Origin of the sequence: Corynebacterium sp. TAE3-ERU2 (genome assembly GCF_019209955.1) — a bacterium.
Classification (GTDB): Bacteria; Actinomycetota; Actinomycetes; order Mycobacteriales; family Mycobacteriaceae; genus Corynebacterium; species Corynebacterium megadyptis.
The window spans coordinates 70,320-86,816 of sequence record NZ_JAHUTL010000001.1 but is presented as its reverse complement, the minus strand read 5'-3'; the positions used below and the strand labels follow the sequence as shown (position 1 = coordinate 86,816).

Below are 16,497 nucleotides of genomic sequence, written 5' to 3'. Positions count from 1 at the left end.
CGTGACCGAGACAACCCGTCCAGTCGTTCTCATCGCAGATAAGCTCGCCCAGTCCACCGTCGATGCGCTCGGAGATGCCGTGGAAGTGCGGTGGGTTGACGGTCCCAACCGCCCCGAACTGCTCGCTGCGGTCGCGGACGCCGACGCGCTGCTGGTGCGCTCTGCCACCACCGTGGACAAGGAGGTGCTCGACGCGGCGCCGAAGCTGAAGATCGTGGGCCGTGCCGGCGTGGGCCTGGACAACGTGGACATCGATGCCGCGACCGAGCAGGGAGTGATGGTGGCCAACGCCCCCACCTCCAATATCCATTCCGCCTGCGAGCACGCCATCTCGCTGCTGCTCTCGACCGCGCGCCAGATCCCCGCCGCCGACGCTACTCTGCGCGAGGGCGAGTGGAAGCGCTCCTCCTTTAAGGGCGTGGAAATCTACGGGAAAACTGTGGGTATCGTCGGTTTCGGCCATATCGGTCAGCTCTTCGCTCAACGCCTGCGCGCCTTCGAAACCGACATCATCGCCTACGATCCCTACGCCAATCCGGCCCGCGCCGGCCAGCTGGGCGTGGAGCTCGTGGAGCTCGAGGAGCTCATGGAGCGCTCCGACTTTGTCACGATTCACCTGCCCAAAACCCCGGAAACCGCCGGCATGTTTGACGCCGAGCTGCTGGCCAAGGCCAAGAAGGGGCAGATCATCATCAATGCCGCGCGCGGTGGTCTCGTCGATGAGCAGGCGCTTGTCGACGCCATCCAGGCCGGCACCATCCGCGGCGCCGGTTTCGACGTCTACGCCACCGAGCCCTGCACGGACTCCCCACTTTTCGCCTGCCCCGAGGTAGTCGTCACCCCGCACCTGGGCGCCTCCACTGTTGAGGCCCAGGACCGTGCCGGCACCGATGTGGCCGACTCCGTACTCAAGGCCCTGGCCGGCGAGTTCGTTCCCGATGCGGTCAACGTCTCCGGCGGCGCCGTGGGCGAGGAAGTGGCCCTATGGCTGGAGCTGGCCCGCAAGCTGGGACTCGTGGCGGTGCACCTGCTCGACGGCGCTGCCGTGCGCGTCGAGGTCCAGGGCCGCGGCGAGCTGTCCTCCGAGAACATCGAGGCGCTGGGCCTGTCGGCGCTGCGCGGCGTATTCGCCACGACAGTCGACCAGCCCGTAACCTTCGTCAACGCCCCGCAGATCGCCGAGTCCCGTGGCGTGGAGCTGGATGTCTCTACCGCCACTGAGGCCCAGACCCACCGCTCCGTTCTCGGAGTGAAGGTGATCGCCAGCGACGGCAGCGCCGTCGAGGTCTTCGGCGCCCTCACCGGATTGAATAGCGTGGAAAAGGTGGTGCGCATCAACGGCCGCGGCCTCGATCTGCGCGCCGAAGGACACAACCTCTTCCTGCAGTACACCGACGCCCCGGGCGCGGTGGGCATCGTCGGCTCCGTGCTCGGCGAGTGCGGGGTCAATATCAACGCCGCCGCGCTGTCCCAGGACGCCACCGGCTCCGGCGCCACCCTGATCCTGCGCATCGATCAGGAAATTCCCGAAGAGGTCGTGGAGACCATCGGCGAGAAGCTCGACGCCTCCCTCGTCTTCCAGCTCTGCCTGGACTAATCACGTCGCCTGCCCCTCGCCGCCGCGTGCTCGCTGCGGTGGGGCGGCGGGGGTAGCTGCTGCCCGCGTGGCTTCCGAGTAGCGATACTCGGGTAGTCACGCGGGTTATTTTTTGGTGCTACTACGCTACAGAGTTATGCACTCTGAGACTTTGCCTATGAGCTTCACCGTCGACGACTATCCCCGCGCTCTTCTTGCAGTTGCGGCCTATAATTCCGCCAATCCCGGCTCCCAACTTGTCGCTGATGCAGAAAGCGGCAGGGTTCTACTGCGTAGTAGCATCTCGGATTCGGCGTATCGGGAGCGGGCTGTGGCGGCCTGCGGGATGATTTCCGCCGCGGACTCTGCTGAGCCTGCCCCGAACCTTGCGGCGGAAGATCCCGATGATGCCGCCCGTGCAGCGGTGATGCAGTCCTTGGCTGCGTGGTTTAAGGCCCATGGGGTCAGTGAGGTGCAGCCCTCTGCTGAGACTGGACGCATTGAGTTTGCTATCGATGGCCTGCCGGTGGATTTTGGGGCGACTCGTGGCGGGCACCTCCAGGTGGTCGCGATCTCGCAGGTCGACAGCGAACCGGGCGAGTTGGCGCACGTGTGCAATTTCGCGACCAGCAAGGTGGATAATGCGGCGGCATTCCCGGTGAAAGGGGAGCAGGGGTGGTGGTGTGCCGTGCACACCGCGGTGGAGGTCGCCGGCTGCGATGAGGCTGGTTTCGACTCGGCGCTGCGGAGCGCGGTGGCGGCGGTGCTGCAGTTGCAGCGCACAGTTAATGTGCTCGCGGGGCAGGGCTAACGTGCTACACTAGCGCTGTTCACTATATGGGAAAGGTGTATCACTCTATGAAATCTGGGTTGAAACTTGCAGTCATCGGCGGCGACGGTATTGGGCCGGAGGTCACGGCCGAAGCGCTGAAGGTGCTCCATGCAGTGCGTGACGACGTTGCCACGACCGATTTTGATCTCGGGGCGCGCCGCTATCTCCGCAATGGCGAGCTACTCACCGAGGAGGATCTGGCAGAGCTGAAGCGCCACGACGCCATTGTGCTCGGCGCTATCGGTGCACCAGGGGAAGTCCCTCCGGGCGTGTTGGAGCGAGGCCTGTTGCTGAAGATGCGTTTCGCCCTTGATCACCACGTGAATCTGCGTCCTTCCAAGATCTATCCGGGAACCACCTCGCCGCTGCGCGATCCTGGCGAGGTGGACTTCGTGGTCGTGCGCGAGGGCACCGAGGGACTTTATGCCGGTAATGGCGGCACCCTGCGGGAGAACACTCCGCACGAGGTGGCCAGCGAGGTGAGCCAGAATACTCGTTTCGGTGTCGAGCGCGTGGTGCGTTATGCCTTCGACCTAGCGCAATCGCGGCGCAAGAAGCTGACGCTGGTCCACAAGACCAATGTGCTCGTCCACGCTGGTTCCTTGTGGCAGCGCACCGTCGATGAGGTGGCCAAGGACTATCCCGAGGTCTCCGTGGACTACTGCCATATCGACGCCGCCACGATTTACCTGGTCACTGATCCCTCCCGTTTCGATGTGATTGTCACCGACAACCTCTTCGGCGACATCCTCACCGATGAGGCCGGCGCCATCACCGGCGGCATTGGCCTGGCTGCCTCCGGCAATATCGACGCCAGCGGCACGAATCCCTCGATGTTTGAGCCCGTCCATGGCTCCGCCCCCGATATCGCCGGCACCGGTGTGGCCGATCCGGTGGCCGCCATTCTCTCGATGGCGCTCTTGCTGCGTCACCTGGATGACGAGGCTAATGCCCAGCGTATCGAGGAGGCTGTGCAGAATCATCTATCGGCACGCGATGCCGATGCCGCCATCTCCACCACGGCGGTGGGAGACGATATCGTTGCTCGCTTGAGCTAGCCGTGCGCTCCCCAGAGCCGCCTTCGTCTCGCGCGGCTCTGGGTGCCTGGGGCGTTGCTGTCGGCACTCTGCTGCGTAGTAGCAGGAGGGCGACGTCGATAAGCACTGTTGCCCCAGTGGGGATCTAGGTCACAATCGCGGATCATTTTGGTCTAAAACACGTCGTCTCAAAAGTGAAGTGAATTACACTACGGGACATGAACGTAGAACTGGAAGAGATCCGCGATTTTTTAGCGGCGCATGAGCCTTTTAGTCACCTTTCGGCCGACGCGCTGAGTGAGCTGCCGCAGCATGTGGTGGTGGAGTATATCCGCGCCGGCGAGGTCATTTTTAGTGCGGGACAGCCCAATAGCTTTCTCAATATCATTCGTTCGGGCGCGGTAGACGTGCTCGGCGAGGATGGGCTGCTGCTCGATCGCCGCGACGCTGGGCGCTCCTTCGGCTATTCGACGCTCGAGGATAATTCTCCGTCGATGTACACGATGGTCGCGGTGGAGGATAGCCTCCTGTTGCGGCTGCCGCGCGAGGCATTTCTTCAGCTCTGCGAGAACCAGCCACAGGTGCACCGCTTTTTCTCCTCGCAGTCGCAGCGGATTCGGGCGACGGCCTCCCAGATGCGGGAGGAGTCGGCCTCCGATGCGCTGCGCAGCTCGGTGGGCGAGTGCATGGTGCGCCGGCCCGCCTGCTGCAGCCCCGATACCTCCATTAGGGAGGCGGCGGCGCGCATGGCCTCCCAACGCGTGTCCAGCCTGCTGGTGGTCGAGGGCGATGAAACTGCGCTGGAAGACGGGGTGCTCGTCGATGCGGCACAAGATACGGTGCGGCTGCTAGGCATCGTCACCGATAGGGACATGACCAAGAAAGTGGTGGCGGAGGCGATCGATTCCTCGCTGCCGATTTCTGTGGTGATGACCCCAGATCCGGTGACGGTGAGCAGTTCGATGCGCGGTTTCGAGGCGATGCTGCTGCTGGCGCAATACCGCATCCACCACCTGCCGGTGATCGATGATCACAACCTCGTCGGCATCGTCGCCTCGGGCGATATTATGCGCCTGCTGCGCAATGATCCGATCTTCGTGCACGCCGATATGGAGCGGGCCGAAACCGATGCGGAGCTCGCAGAGGTCTATAGCTCCGCAAAGGAAGTGGCCGCCCGCTTCATCGAGCGCGGCGCCGACCCAGCGGAGGTCTCTGGGCTGCTCACCCTCGCCGCCGATGCCCTGGCCCAGCGGCTGATCGCGCTCACGGAAGAAGAGATGGGCCCGCCCCCGGTGGACTATTGCTTCGTGGTGCTCGGCTCGCACGGGCGCCGCGAAATGGGCTTCGCCTCCGATCAGGACAATGCGCTCATCCTCGCCGATGACTTCGACCCCGGCGCGCATGGCGACTATTTCGCCACGTTTTATGAGCGCGTGTGCACCCGCCTTGCCGCCGCCGGCCAGGTGCTTTGCCCCGGCGAGATGATGGCCTCCAACCCCGAGTGGCGCATGACGGTGAGCCAGTGGAAGCACACCTTTCACACGTGGGTATCCGCTCCGGAGCCGGAGGCGGTACTGCACACGCAGGTGTTCTTCGACATGCGCGGTATCGCCGGCACCCTGGCGCTTGCCGAGGAGGTCATCGAATCCGCGAATGATCAGGCCCACGGCGCGCGCAGGATGCACGCTCACTTGGCTGCGCTTGCGGCACGGCGCGATGCCCCGTTGGGGTTCTTCCGCGGGCTCGTGGTGGAACGCAGCGGCGACTATGCCAATACCCTCAACGTGAAAAAGGGCGGCACGGCCACGATCGTGCAAATGGCCCGCCTCTTTGCCCTATCCGCGCCCACCGACACCAGCATGCGGCCTCTCGGCACCTCCGAGCGCCTGGAGTATGCGATGGGAAGCAAGTGGGTCTCCGCCAAGGGCGGGGCTGATCTGCTCGATAGCTTCCATTTTCTTAACACGGTGGTGCAGCGCCACCAGGCGGCGCAGCTGCGTAGTGGCGCCGCTCCGGAAGCCGTGGACTACCACATCGACCCCAAACAGCTCAGCACCATCGAACGCGAAGGCCTCCGCGATGCCTTTTCCATCATCCGCTCGATGCAATCAGCGCTGAGCACCAAATACCCCGTGCGGAGTATCTGATGTTCGGCTGGGGAAAAAAGAAGGCCACCGGCGCGCTCGCCGAGTTCGAGGCCGTCGCCGCTCAGGACCCGCGCACGCCCCTCGACGAGGCGGAGCTGCTCGCCGTCGATATCGAGACCACCGGCCTGAATCCGAAAAAGGACGCCATGCTCTCGATCGGGTGGGTGCCGGTGCGTGGCCGCAGAATTCATCTCGGCGAGGCCGGCTATATGCTCATCAAACAGGACCGCTCGGTGGGCACCTCCGCGACGCTGCACCATCTCACCGATACCCAACTCGCCACCGGCTTAAGCCCCCGCGAGGCCTTGGAGGCGTTTCTTCCCCGGCTCGCGGGCACCACCATGCTGGTGCATTTCGCCCCGATCGAGCAGCGCTTCCTCTCCGCGCTCTGCGAACAGGAATTCGGCGCGCCCCTGAAAGTGCCCACCGCCGACACCTTCCAACTCGAACGCACCCACATGGAAAAGATGTCGACCTATCCGCGCGGCGAGGACCTTCGCCTGCCACGGGTGCGCGCCCGCTATAGCTTGCCGCGCTATCCCAATCACAATGCGCTTATCGACGCCATCGCCTGCGCTGAGCTCTACCTAGCCATGAGGGCACACCTCGGGTACTCCACTCTGCGTGATATTCAGTTGTGACTACGCATCAGAGTGGCGCCGCTTAGGTGGCCCTGATTTTCCCTGCTCGCGAGCGCGATGGGGGATCAGCCGCTCTGATGCGTAGTAGCAGCGCGGAAACTAACCCCATCTGGTGGGAGAGCCGCCGTGCTGTAGCAGGTTTTATGCCCGATTAGCGGCGCGTGGAAGCGCGGGCTGGTTAAGATGGTCGGCATGCGTTTTGGACGAATTGCCCACCCAGAAGGAATGTGTTTCGCCGTCATCGAGGGGGAAGGTGAGGATCAGGTAGCGAAGGAGATCAAAGAGACTCCTTTCACTAAGCCGGAATTCACGGGCCGTAGCTGGCCGATCGCCGAGGTGAAGTTGCTCGCACCGATGCTGCCGTCGAAGATTTGCGCGATCGGCCGCAACTACGCGGACCACGTGGCGGAGGTGTTTAAGAAGTCTGCGGATGCGTTGCCCCCAACGCTGTTTCTGAAGCCGCCGACAGCTGTGGTGGGCCCAGGCGCTGCCATCAAGATCCCCGACTTCGCCACCCGAGTGGAGTTCGAGGGCGAGCTGGCGCTCATCGTCGGTCGCCCGTGCAAGAACGTCAAGGCCGAGAATTGGAAAGACGTGATCCTCGGATACACCGTCATCAACGATGTCTCTTCCCGCGATCTGCAGTTCTCCGATGGCCAGTGGTCGCGCGCGAAGGGCATTGACACCTTCTGCCCGCTGGGCCCGTGGATCGAAACCGACCTCGATTCCCTCGATCTTGAGGACCTGCCCATCAAGGCACACCTGACGCACAACGGTGTCACCGAGACCAAGCAGGATTCCAACTCCTCGCAGATGATCATGTCCGTGGGAGAGATCGTGGAGTTCATTACCGCGTCCATGACGCTGCTGCCGGGTGATGTTATCTCCACCGGCTCCCCGGCAGGAACAGAGGAAATGTTCCCCGGCGATCACATCGAGATCGAGATCCCCGGTTTGGGCCGTCTGGCCAACCCCGTCGAGCGCGCCTAAACCGGCCGCGCCCCTGCGCCCGCCGCGCGTCGCGGCCTCACACTTATGCCCGCCCGCTGCTGAGATCCCACTCGGCGGCGGGTGGTTGTCGTATGTCGCGCGCGCCCCTACGCCCGCAGTCCCGCAGGCCCGCGCGCGCCCTTATAACCCCAGCGCGGACATAATGGTCCGCAGCTTGGCGGTGGTTTCATCGAGTTCGGCCTGCGGATCGGAATCGGCGACGATCCCGCCGCCGGCCCAGGTGCGGGCGTGGGTGCCATAGGCATCGACTTCGGCGCAGCGGATCGCCACCATGTACTCGCCGTCCCCGCGCCGATTGGACCAGCCCACAGCGCCAGCATAGAACCCGCGCGGTGTCTCGGTGGCGGTGATGATTGCCTCTGCGGCATCGGTGGGGGTGCCGCAAATCGCCGGGGTGGGGTGTGTCTGCAGGGCCAGCTCGAGCGCAGTCATCTCTGCTTCCTTGACCGTGCCCGTAATGGGGGTGGCGAGGTGCCACATCTCGGCGGTTTTGGTCAGCTCGGGGCGCTCGGGAATGCTCAGCGTCTCGCACAGCGGCCGCAAGGTGCGCTCCAAATGCTGCACCACATGGGCATGCTCGGCGAGGTCCTTGGTGCTGTTGTAGAGCCGCTGCCCATTTTCTTCATCACTGCGCTTATCGACGCCGCGAGGTGCCGAACCAGCCAGTGGGTAGGCGCTGATCGTGGTGCCATGTTTACGCACCAGAACCTCGGGGGAGGAGCCCACCAACATGGTGTGGGCGTGGTCGCCGCCAGCGGGGGAGAGGTCGGCGATGAAGCCATCGCAGTGGGGAGAGCGATCAATGAGCTTGGCTGCCACCAACAGCGGATCGGCCGGTGGGTCGAAGCGCACGTCCACCGCGCGGGCAAGCACCACCTTTTCCAGACGGGTGCGTGCGATGGTGGCGACGGCCGCCTCTACCCGCGCCCGATGCTCATCCTCCTCGGGGTCGACGCCAACAAGCTCGGAGTGCAGCTGCGAACCGGGGCCGATGCGATAGTGCGCGTGCGGCTCCAGGGGGCCTTGTTCGCTAATGATCCGCTCGGGCACGGTCAGTGCTGCGGGATCATCGCGCAAGAAAGGAAGAGCGCCGACCACCATCGTCACCCGCCCCTCGCGCAGCGCAGCCACGGCTTCCCATGGGTCGCTGTAGGTAGCGCGCGATCCTTGGGTGCGCACTGATCCATGGGCACGAGAGAGCAGGAAATCCGGTGCAGAAGAGGGACGGTGAGCGAATCGGGCCATGGCATGTAATGCTAGTTCATGCAGGCCACGGGAAAGCTACTAGACTAGACAACCATGTCTCATACTTCAGAAGTCGTCGTTCGTTTTTCTCCATCGCCCACCGGCACTCCGCACGTCGGAATGGTGCGCACCGCCCTGTTCAACTGGGCCTACGCCCGCCACACGGGCGGCAAGATGATCTTCCGCATTGAAGATACGGATGCTGCCCGCGACTCCGAAGAGTCCTACCAGGCCATTATCGATTCCTTGAACTGGTTGGGAATCGACTGGGACGAGGGCGTGGAAAAGGGCGGCCCCCACGAGCCTTATCGTCAGTCGCAGCGCGGCGACATTTATAAGGAGGTGCTGTCGAAGCTTATCGACGCCGGACTGGTCTACCCCGCGTACTCCACCGCAGAGGAGGTGGAGGAGCGCCACAAGGCCGCAGGGCGCGATCCCAAGCTGGGCTACGATAACTTCGACCGCGATCTCAGCGAGGAACAAAAGGCCGCGTTTGAGGCCGAGGGCCGCAAGCCCGTGTGGCGCCTGCGCATGCCGGAAAAGGACTGGGCGTGGAATGACTTGGTGCGAGGCGAGATCTCCTTCAAGTCCCAGACCCAGCCGGACTATGTGGTGGCTCGCTCCAATGGCCAGCCGCTCTACACCCTGGTGAATCCGGTGGACGATGCCATCATGGGGGTTACCCACGTCCTGCGTGGCGAGGATCTCCTGCCCTCTACGCCGCGCCAGATCGCGCTGTATGAGGCGCTCATGCAGATCGGCGTGGCCCAGCGCGTGCCAGAGTTCGGGCACATGCCCTTCGTGATGGGGCAGGGCAATAAGAAGCTCTCGAAGCGCGATCCGCAGTCGAACCTCTTTAACCACCGCGATGCAGGCATCATCCCGGAGGGCATGCTCAACTATCTCGCCCTGCTCGGCTGGTCGCTGAGCAAGGATGAAGATATCTTCACCACCTCCCAGCTGATTGAGAACTTCGACATCACCGATGTGCTGTCCAACCCAGCTCGCTTCGATGAGAAGAAGATGCTGGCCATCAACGCCGATCACATCCGCCTGCTGGAACTCGACGATTTCGCTTCCCGCCTGCGCACCTATCTCAGCGAGTACCACGACTTCCCGGCAGACTATCCCGACGACGCCTTCCGTTTCGCTGCCGAGCAGGTGCAGACCCGTATCAAGACCTTGGGCGATGCCTGGGGCCTGCTGCGCTTCCTCGTTGTCGCCGATGAGGACCTCGAGTTGGAGCCGAAGGCAGCCCGCAAGAATCTCAAGGAGGATGCCGTCCAGGCCCTCGACGAGGCGATCGCCGTGCTGGAGCCGCTCGAGGAGTGGAGCACTGCACAGATCGAGTCGGCCCTGAGCTCTCGTCTGATTGAAGAGCTGGAGCTCAAGCCACGTAAGGCCTATGGCGCTCTGCGCGTGGCGCTTACCGGCGCCCAGGTCTCGCCGCCGCTGTTTGAGTCCATGGAATTGGTGGGCAAGGACTCCACCCTGGCTCGCCTGCGGGCCGCCCGGGCGCGTACCCCGTGGAGCGAGGAGAGCGCCAACTAACGCAATTGGCGCCTCAATAAAGCTCTAAAATTCCGCCTGAGCTGCTGGTTTGTGCAATGAGAGCCGTCATGGTTATAGTATTCCTCGTTGCACAGCAGGAGCTGATAACAATCAGCAGCTGAGCGCGATGGCCTATGGTGTAATTGGCAACACAACGGTTTCTGGTACCGTCATTCTAGGTTCGAGTCCTGGTAGGCCAGCTTCAGTATGAAGTACGCTTCATGCTGGTTCCTAAGCCCCGTTCGTCTAGCGGCCTAGGACGCCGGCCTCTCACGCCGGTAACACGGGTTCAAATCCCGTACGGGGTACAACATACAACCTCCTCTTCATTTTCACTTCGGTGGAAGCGAAGGGGAGGTTGTTGCTTTGTCGCGAGCTCTCTATGGCGCATAACAAGAAGAAGGGGCGCACTCGGCGCCCCTTCTTGTCGTATTATATGCCCCGTTCTCTCACGTGCTGTGAGAGCGGCGGTGCTGCGGCTAATCCAGTGCCACGTTGGTATTTTCCGGCAACGTTAAGGCTGCGGCTGCGGCGAGCGCAAACGCCATACCGAAGACGGTAAAGAGCATGATTTGCCCGCCGAAGGCGAGCAGGGGCGGAACGATCAGCGGGGCGGCGATAGAAGCGATACGGCCGAAACCAGCGGCCGCACCGGTGCCGGTGGCGCGCAGGGCAGTGGGGTAGAGCTCCGGCCCAATGGCATAGAGCGCACCCCATGCGCCGAGGTTGAAAAAGCTGAGGAAGCAGCCGGAGGCAATAATCTGCCACTCCGCCGAGCTCAAACCATAGCTCAGCGCCGCGGTGGCGCTACCCGCAAGAAAGACCGCGAGGGTCAAGCGGCGGCCCCAACGCTCAATCAGATAGGCGGCCGCGGCGTAGCCGGGCAGCTGTGCCAGAGTGATGATGAGGGTGAAGGTGAAGGATTTCACGAGGGTGAAACCCTGCTCGTGCAAAATCGACGGAATCCAGATAAACGCCCCGTAGTAGGCGAGGTTGATGCACAGCCAGACCGTCCACAAGGCTGCGGTGCGACGCCGCAGCGGCGATGCCCAAATAGAGTGGGCGTTCGCCACCTCGGGTTCCATTGCCGCCACTGCGCGGTCGTGCTGCGGCTGGCGTCCGAGAGCCGGGGACTCTTCAAAGGAACGGACGACCTTCTCGGCCTCCTCGTGGCGGTTCGTGGCCTCGAGGTAGCGGACGGATTCCGGCATGCCAAAACGAACGACGAGTGCATACACGGTGGGGATACAGCCCAAAGCGAGAGCCCAACGCCAGCCGTTATCGTCGGCGGCCACCACGAATGCACCAATACAGGCGGCGAGGATCCAGCCCAGCGCCCAGAAGGCCTCGAGGATGACCACCATGCGGCCACGGATGCGGCGCGGAGCGAACTCAGAGACAAAGGTGGAGGCCACAGGTAGCTCAGCGCCGAGCCCCAGGCCGACGATGAAACGGAACACGAGCAAGACCGCGAGGCTGCCAGCAAGCGCGGAGGCGCCGGTGGCGATGCCATACACCAGCAAGGTGAGGGTGAATACGGAGCGGCGCCCAAATTTATCGGCGAGCAAACCACCGAAGGTGGCACCGATCGCCATCCCCACAAAGCCGATGGATCCCAATAGCGATGTTTCGGTATGGCTCAAGCCCCAATGGGCGGTGAGGGCAGCCATGATAAAAGAAATAAGCCCGACGTCCATCGCGTCGAGCGCCCATCCGATCCCAGAGCCGCCCAAGATTTGGGCGTGTTTTCTGGTCACGGGAAGAGAATCAAGGCGCTCCGTGCGCGAGGGCGCGGGCTGATGCGTAGTAGCAGATGACGTGGAGTCGATATCGGGGTGGTGCATAGAGGGAGCCTAAACCAGCCTCCGCCGTGGCGCTCGCCTCATCCCCCATAGAGGGTGGCGCGGAAAAGCAGAGGTGAGTGCCCCCTCAAAGCGCGAGAAGTGTACCTCTCGCACCCAGTGTGGCGCTGGATCTTTAGGAGACGGTCAGTTCGTTGCCGGCTTTGTCGATCGTGGCCGGCACCATCGGATCCCGCGAGGGGCCTTCGATGACCGAGCCATCGGCCAGGCTGAATTTCGACATGTGCTTGGAGCAGACGGCCACCTGTTCGCCATCGACGTCCTCGAGGTGATCGATGGGGCCCTGGGCGTGAGGGCAGGTGGCGGAGTAGGCGGTAAACACTCCCTCTTGTGGTTGGGCAACAACCCAGCCCTCGACGAAGACGGCGCCTCCCACCGGTACGGATGCGGAATCCACCTGTGCGGCGGTCTCAGAGCTGCCGCAGGCAGCGAGCAAGGCGCCGGAGGCGGTAGCGGCGGTCGCCGCGGCGACTCCTTTGAGGAAGCTGCGCCGCGAACAGGGGAAGCGGGACGTATCAAAACCACTCATGAGCCTCACGCTACCCCAGCTCAGCGGGTGGGAAAATTAAGGTGCTCCTTAAAACGAGTGCCGGTGTGCCCGTTCCCCCCACATGAAGCAGGGGTGGCGATATGGGGTACAAGCGGAATAGTGGGGAAAGAAAAATAGCGAATCTCTTCCCCCGCTGTCGCCGGAGGTCTAGAGTGAGGGGTGAGAAGTTCACACGGGTTTTTTGAGATAACCACCAGCGCCTAGGACGGGGTTGTCTAAGTCGCAGCGGGTCGCCACCGCTACGGCGCGCATCGGGTGAGATTCTCGGCGATATATCGCATACCTGTTCAGAGCAATTTCATGTCAGCAAAGGAGAGTGGATGGCTGAAGCAGCGTCTTTTCTAGTAACAGCGTCGCACGTCCCCTTCGTAGCGAGCATTGCCATAATCTAATCCCTCTCCGCGCTAGAGATGCGCGAGGGTAGAGCTAAGCGAAGGTGAATGTTTATCGTGACTCTGTTCACCGAGACCTCCTCGATAGTCTACGGATTGCGCATAGATCACCTCGACACCTGACTCTGATGCAGAGACAGCGGACGGGCCCATGGTGAGAGCACGACACCGGGGTCACGACACTTCCGCACCTTCGTCGTTAGCGTGAACGCGCAGTCGCTGAGGCTCCGAGCGTTCATGGATCGGTTTTCACATTATTGTTCAGCGCGGGGCGTCTTCACTTACCGCCGAAGACGCCCCGCGTGTGCGTGTGCACCACACGCCTTATCGACGCCGCCCTCAACGCCTATTTCCGCAGCTGAGGGCGGCGATTTCTATTTTTTAGTAGCCGTCGTGTAACTTTATGCAGGCAACGAACGAGCAGTTCGAAGCGATCCAAGGCCCCGTTCGTCTAGCGGCCTAGGACGCCGGCCTCTCACGCCGGTAACACGGGTTCAAATCCCGTACGGGGTACAACGCGCACACCTCCTCCCTGACCTATCTTTTCCGGAAGATAGAAGGGAGGAGGTGTTTTCGTATGCCGGCACCTGCCGGCTGCGGCACCCGCCGGTTGTGCCGCCCGCGGGCTATGACAGTCGCCGGTGTTTAGGCGGTGCCGCTGAGCTGGCGGGAGGCCTCGAGTAATGCCTGCCCGTGCCGTGCCCCGGGGTTAGGACCAAGCCGCTCGGCGGGGCCGGAGACCGATAGCACGGCGAGCAGTTCGCCATTGGCATCGAAGATGGGCGCGGAGACGCTGGCAAGGCCGACCTCGCGCTCGGAGACCGAGTCTGCGTAGCCTTGGGCGCGCACCTGCTCCAAGTCGGTGGTGGTGAAGTGGGCATCGCGCAGAATGGTGTCGCGCAGATGCGGTGGGGCATAGGCCACGAAGACGCGCGCGGCCGAGCCTGCGGTCAGTGGCATGCGAAAGCCCACGGGCACGGTGTTTTGCAGTCCCGAGGAGGGCTCTTGGGCGGCCACGCAGGTACGCATCGTTCCGTTGAGGCGATATAGTTGCACGGACTCCTGCGTAGTCTCCATCAGGTTGGCCATGATGGGCACGGCGGCGTCGATAAGCTTGTCCGAGCTCGAGGCACCGAGCGCGCGCAGGGCGGAGCCGATGGACCATTTGCCATCGGAGGTGCGGCTTAGAAGATCGTGCATTTCTAAGGCGGTGGCAAGCCGGTGTGCCGTGGCGCGGGGAAGCTGGGTGCGTTCGCACAGCTCGCTGAGGGATTGGGGCGAATTCGCGACGGTGTTCAGGATAAGTACTGTGCGGTCCAGTACTTTGATTCCGCTGGACTGTTGCCCATCAAGTGAGTTAAACTTTCCCATGACACGATATTATCATCCCATATCGTGAGAGGCTAGTTTCTGGTTGGAGCTGAGCGGGGTGTCCTGACACACCGCCCAGACCCAGCGTGCCAGCCCCACGTTGAGCATGAGATGCGCAGCCAGAACATGCCGAGGACAACCCTCGTCCGTGCATCCAGTCGCGCCGCGGCATACGCAGACACGACCGTTCTGCTGCGGCAGGCACCATAGTGAAAGGTAACGGTGATCATATGACCAGCCCCAAAACGCTGGCGGAAAAGGTGTGGCACGACCACATCGTGACCCATGGTGAAGAAGGCAAACCCGATCTCATCTACATCGATCTACAGCTTCTTCACGAGGTCACCTCCCCGCAGGCGTTCGACGGTTTGCGGCTGGCGGGGCGCTCCTTGCGCCGCCCCGATCTCACCCTGGCCACCGAGGACCACAACGTCCCTACCGAGGGCATCACTACCGGTTCCATCCTGGAGATTAAGGACGAAATCTCGCGCACCCAGGTGGAGACACTACGCACCAACGCCGAGGAGTTCGGCGTGCGGCTGCACCCCATGGCGGATCAAGAACAGGGCATCGTGCACGTGGTGGGGCCGCAGCTGGGTCTCACCCAGCCCGGTATGACGGTGGTGTGCGGCGATTCGCACACCTCCACCCACGGCGCCTTCGGTGCGATCGCCTTCGGTATCGGCACCTCTGAGGTGGAGCATGTGATGGCCACCCAGACGCTGCCGCTGAAGCCCTTTAAGACCATGGCCGTTAATGTCACCGGCACTCTCGGCGAGGGCGTGACCGCCAAGGACCTGATTCTTGCGATCATCGCGCAGATCGGCACCGGCGGCGGCCAGGGCCACATTATTGAATATTGCGGCGAGGCCATCGAGAAGCTGTCGATGGAAGAGCGCATGACCATCTGCAATATGTCGATTGAGGCGGGTGCTCGCGCCGGCATGATCGCCCCCGATCAGATCACCTTCGACTACATCAAGGGCCGGCAGTACGCGCCCGAGGGCGAGCTGTGGGATCAGGCCGTCGAATACTGGTCCAGCCTGCGCACCGATGAGGGCGCCAGCTATGACAAGGTCGTCACCATCGACGGCGATGCCCTCACCCCCTTCGTCACCTGGGGCACCAACCCGGGCCAGGGTTTGCCGCTGGCCGAGTGCGTGCCCAACCCGGAGGAGATCAGCGACGAAAACGAGCGCTCGGCCGCGGAGAAGGCCATCGACTATATGGGCTTGATTCCCGGCCAGCCGCTGCGCGAGGTGACAATCGATACCGTCTTCGTCGGCTCCTGCACCAATGGCCGCATTGAGGATCTGCGGGCGGTCGCTGAGGTGCTCAAGGGCCGCCGCGTGGCCGAGAATGTTCGCATGCTCACGGTGCCCGGCTCCCAGCGGGTGCGGGAACAGGCCGAGGCCGAGGGCCTGGATAAGATCATCACCGCCGCCGGTGCCGAGTGGCGCCAGCCCGGCTGCTCGATGTGTTTGGGTATGAACCCGGACCAGCTCTCGCCCGGTCAGCGCTGCGCCTCTACCTCGAACCGCAACTTCGAGGGACGCCAGGGCAAGGGTGGTCGCACCCACTTGGTCTCGCCCGCGGTGGCCGCCGCCTCCGCGGTGGCCGGCACCCTGGCATCGCCCGCAGACCTCTAAGCACCGTCGCAGTAGGAGAAGAGAGCAACAATGGAGAAGTTTCACACTCACACTGGTGTCGGCGTGCCGCTGAAGCGGTCGAACGTGGACACCGACCAGATCATCCCCGCCGTCTACCTCAAGCGGGTCAGCCGCACCGGCTTCGAGGACGGGCTGTTCGCCGCGTGGCGACGCGACCCCGAGTTCGTGCTCAACCAAGAGGACTACGCAGCAGGCTCGGTTTTGGTCGCCGGCGAGGACTTCGGCACCGGCTCCTCCCGTGAGCACGCCGTGTGGGCGCTCATGGACTATGGTTTCCGGGTGGTATTTTCCCCGCGTTTCGCCGATATTTTCCGCGGCAACGCCGGTAAGGCCGGGCTGCTGGCCGCGCAGATGGAGCACAGCGATATCGAGCTGTTGTGGAAGCTGATGGAGCAGACCCCGGGCCTGAAACTGACGGTAAATCTCGTCGACCGCACCGTCACCGCCGGCGAGCACATCCTGCCTTTCGAGGTGGATGACTACACCCGCTGGCGGCTGATCGAGGGGCTCGACGATATCAGCCTCACTCTGCGCGATGAAGACGCCATCAAGCGTTTCGAGGCCCAGCGCAAGCCCTTCATGCCGCGGGTCTTCTAAGCCCGCCGCCCCGCT

Annotated in this window: 13 protein-coding genes and 3 tRNA genes; 12 read left to right on the top strand and 4 right to left on the bottom strand. The window is 63.1% G+C overall.

Translation table 11 applies throughout. The features are described from left to right. The first annotated feature begins 1 nt into the window (after position 1). From serA to KRX12_RS00345, 6 genes are all read left to right on the top strand, one after another. Positions 2-1,597 (top strand): phosphoglycerate dehydrogenase, encoded by a 1,596-nt coding sequence (gene serA / locus KRX12_RS00370; RefSeq protein WP_218365364.1) that lies wholly within the window; start codon positions 2-4, stop codon positions 1,595-1,597. Positions 1,598-1,733: 136 nt separating this feature from the next. Continuing rightward, the gene (locus tag KRX12_RS00365) at positions 1,734-2,387 is read left to right on the top strand and encodes a hypothetical protein (RefSeq protein WP_218365363.1); all 654 of its coding nucleotides are present in this window, start codon (positions 1,734-1,736) and stop codon (positions 2,385-2,387) included. 59 nt (positions 2,388-2,446) lie between these two features. Next, positions 2,447-3,466, top strand: coding sequence for a 3-isopropylmalate dehydrogenase (locus tag KRX12_RS00360; protein ID WP_218365643.1), 1,020 nt, complete (start codon positions 2,447-2,449; stop codon positions 3,464-3,466). 197 nt (positions 3,467-3,663) lie between these two features. Further along, positions 3,664-5,592 (top strand): DUF294 nucleotidyltransferase-like domain-containing protein, encoded by a 1,929-nt coding sequence (locus tag KRX12_RS00355; RefSeq protein ID WP_218365362.1) that lies wholly within the window; start codon positions 3,664-3,666, stop codon positions 5,590-5,592. Next, positions 5,592-6,233: an exonuclease domain-containing protein gene (locus tag KRX12_RS00350; RefSeq protein WP_218363734.1), complete on the top strand. Its 642-nt coding sequence runs from the start codon at positions 5,592-5,594 to the stop codon at positions 6,231-6,233. Before KRX12_RS00355 ends, KRX12_RS00350 begins: the two co-directional genes overlap by 1 nt. Positions 6,234-6,425: 192 nt before the next feature. Continuing rightward, positions 6,426-7,223 (top strand): fumarylacetoacetate hydrolase family protein, encoded by a 798-nt coding sequence (locus KRX12_RS00345; protein ID WP_218363733.1) that lies wholly within the window; start codon positions 6,426-6,428, stop codon positions 7,221-7,223. A 141-nt stretch (positions 7,224-7,364) separates the two neighbouring features. On the opposite strand, the gene KRX12_RS00340 is transcribed toward KRX12_RS00345, so the two are convergent. Next, entirely contained in the window at positions 7,365-8,489 is a 1,125-nt protein-coding gene (locus KRX12_RS00340; RefSeq protein WP_218365361.1) for an isochorismate synthase MenF, read from the bottom strand. 54 nt (positions 8,490-8,543) lie between these two features. On the opposite strand from KRX12_RS00340, the gene gltX reads away from it, so the two are divergent. From gltX to KRX12_RS00325, 3 genes are all read left to right on the top strand, one after another. Then, positions 8,544-10,040, top strand: coding sequence for a glutamate--tRNA ligase (gene gltX, locus KRX12_RS00335; protein WP_218363731.1), 1,497 nt, complete (start codon positions 8,544-8,546; stop codon positions 10,038-10,040). Positions 10,041-10,168: 128 nt separating this feature from the next. Next, positions 10,169-10,240, top strand: a tRNA-Gln gene (locus tag KRX12_RS00330). Positions 10,241-10,275: 35 nt separating this feature from the next. Further along, positions 10,276-10,348 (top strand) — tRNA-Glu (locus KRX12_RS00325). A gap of 171 nt (positions 10,349-10,519) precedes the next feature. On the opposite strand, the gene KRX12_RS00320 is transcribed toward KRX12_RS00325, so the two are convergent. Continuing rightward, positions 10,520-11,884, bottom strand: coding sequence for an MFS transporter (locus tag KRX12_RS00320; protein WP_218365360.1), 1,365 nt, complete (start codon positions 11,882-11,884; stop codon positions 10,520-10,522). Between the two features lie 133 nt (positions 11,885-12,017). Then, positions 12,018-12,431, bottom strand: coding sequence for a Rieske (2Fe-2S) protein (locus tag KRX12_RS00315; RefSeq protein ID WP_218363729.1), 414 nt, complete (start codon positions 12,429-12,431; stop codon positions 12,018-12,020). Positions 12,432-13,284: 853 nt separating this feature from the next. Between KRX12_RS00315 and KRX12_RS00310 the strand changes: the two genes are divergently transcribed. Continuing rightward, positions 13,285-13,357, top strand: a tRNA-Glu gene (locus KRX12_RS00310). A gap of 132 nt (positions 13,358-13,489) precedes the next feature. Here KRX12_RS00310 and KRX12_RS00305 read toward each other — a convergent pair. Further along, positions 13,490-14,215 (bottom strand): IclR family transcriptional regulator, encoded by a 726-nt coding sequence (locus KRX12_RS00305; RefSeq protein ID WP_218363727.1) that lies wholly within the window; start codon positions 14,213-14,215, stop codon positions 13,490-13,492. Positions 14,216-14,445: 230 nt separating this feature from the next. On the opposite strand from KRX12_RS00305, the gene leuC reads away from it, so the two are divergent. Together leuC and leuD are read left to right on the top strand one after the other, a co-directional pair. Continuing rightward, on the top strand, positions 14,446-15,864 hold the full coding sequence (leuC, locus tag KRX12_RS00300) for a 3-isopropylmalate dehydratase large subunit (protein ID WP_218365359.1): 1,419 nt from the start codon (positions 14,446-14,448) through the stop codon (positions 15,862-15,864). Between the two features lie 30 nt (positions 15,865-15,894). Beyond that, positions 15,895-16,482 carry a 3-isopropylmalate dehydratase small subunit gene (gene leuD, locus KRX12_RS00295; protein WP_218363725.1) on the top strand — a complete coding sequence of 196 codons (588 nt, stop codon included), beginning with the start codon at positions 15,895-15,897 and terminating at the stop codon, positions 16,480-16,482. Positions 16,483-16,497 lie beyond the last annotated feature (15 nt).